This is a genomic window from Burkholderia sp. BCC0397 (assembly GCF_902832865.1).
In the GTDB taxonomy this organism is placed as follows: domain Bacteria; phylum Pseudomonadota; class Gammaproteobacteria; order Burkholderiales; family Burkholderiaceae; genus Burkholderia.
Genome location: NZ_CADFDL010000030.1, coordinates 1 through 1,546, shown reverse-complemented (window position 1 = coordinate 1,546; position 1,546 = coordinate 1). Strand labels below are relative to the sequence as shown.

The 1,546-nt window shown below is 57.4% G+C and carries 1 protein-coding gene and 1 rRNA gene; one reads left to right on the top strand and one right to left on the bottom strand.

The window, feature by feature from the left end; translation table 11 throughout:
- Positions 1 to 176 precede the first annotated feature (176 nt).
- Positions 177 to 289 (top strand): 5S ribosomal RNA (rrf, locus tag HWX03_RS36615).
- A gap of 248 nt (positions 290 to 537) precedes the next feature.
- Here the strand turns inward: rrf and HWX03_RS36610 are convergent.
- Entirely contained in the window at positions 538 to 783 is a 246-nt protein-coding gene (locus HWX03_RS36610; RefSeq protein ID WP_175874672.1) for a SymE family type I addiction module toxin, read from the bottom strand.
- Positions 784 to 1,546 lie beyond the last annotated feature (763 nt).

Here is a 1,546-nt window from a genome sequence, read left to right as displayed (position 1 = left end):
GTCTCGATGCCCGTTAGCGCTTTAGCGCTTACGGACATCGAGCGTCGAGTGCAAGGCACTCGACGTACGACGGTTGAAGTACCGCGTACGTGTGAGGTACAGCTCACAACCCAACTAAATTACTGCTTCTTCCAAGATTGGTTCTGTTGGCCACGCCAGCAGAACAACCCTCTTTGCCTGATGACCATAGCGAGTCGGTCCCACCCCTTCCCATCCCGAACAGGACCGTGAAACGACTCTACGCCGATGATAGTTCGGATTCCCGTGTGAAAGTAGGTAATCGTCAGGCTCCCTCAAGCCAGAAACCCCCGCCCGACAAGGCGGGGGTTTTTGCATTTCAGCGACGGAAATTTCCGACGTGCCTGACGCGGGTCGCCCCTTGTCCTGAAAAGCTATACCGCAGCGGACCTGAGTGACCTGGGCCGCTGCGCTTGCAGAACAATCGTCGTTTGTCACAGTTACTAACGGTGCTGAGTATTGGGCACCGAGCTATCTAGACGGCGGTGACTTGCGATGCCCACCATGGCAATGCGCCGATTACATCGGCGTGGTGATGAGTCGCTTGTCCTCGACGGTAATCCGGACGCGTTCTCCAGCCTCGAATCCCGCGTCCTCGAGCCATACTCCAGCCAATTTGATCCACGGGTAATACGTCGTGTTCAGTTTCCGGTGCGCTCTGATAGCACGGAGGACCCTGGACAAGGAATGGCGGCGTGCTGACTCTTGGACGGTGACGAAGCGTTCCGTTACCGGGGGACGTGACTTATGATTGGCGTTAGCCATTGCCGACTCGATGGAGCTGGTCATGTGCGGTGGGGAAAGGGGTGCCTGGTGCGGAGGAGGGCTTCTTGGTTTTAGTGGCCATGGAGCAGATGTTTGTGTCCGATATGCGTTTCTGTTTCAAGGCGAGGCGAACGGGGGGCAAATGGGCCGCGGCGCCTGCGAAACATGACATTCTCGCAGTTCTCGGGTGCGTCGGAAACCCGCAGACCGGGCTCGTCGCCCCACTCACTTTCTTCCGGGAGAGGCGGGCTCTCATCCATGTGACGCATCAAGGCACCTCGCCACCTACTAGTCGATCTGCAAGTCTAGAAGATGCTGCAGTCCCAGCCATCGTCATCCCAGCCCGAATCGGTTGGGAGACCATCGAGATGGTGCAGAAGTGCGCTCACCCCGCGCCGAGCCACGTGGCGGCCCACGCGAGCACGATCAAGTTTTGGTCAAGCTCGGAGCGGAAGGAACTACGCCGCTTGAAGATGCAGCGTAGTTCCTTGATTCGCAGGAGAATTCTAGTGGGGGTGGGTGACTCGAACACTTGCCCTACGGATTAAGAGTCCGCAGGGCAAGATAACGTTGCGGTGGCGACAGTTTGTACGAGAGATGCGATTACGCCGCACAGTTGCGGGATTGTGGGCGTGCGCACTTACTCGTCCGGTCTACGAGAAAAAATGAACCTGTCCGCATTTTTGTGGGCGAGGCGGTTGAACAGCACGTTATCCACGCGCCTGCATAAATCGCTCGCCGAACAGGATAGCAAACTGGTTCA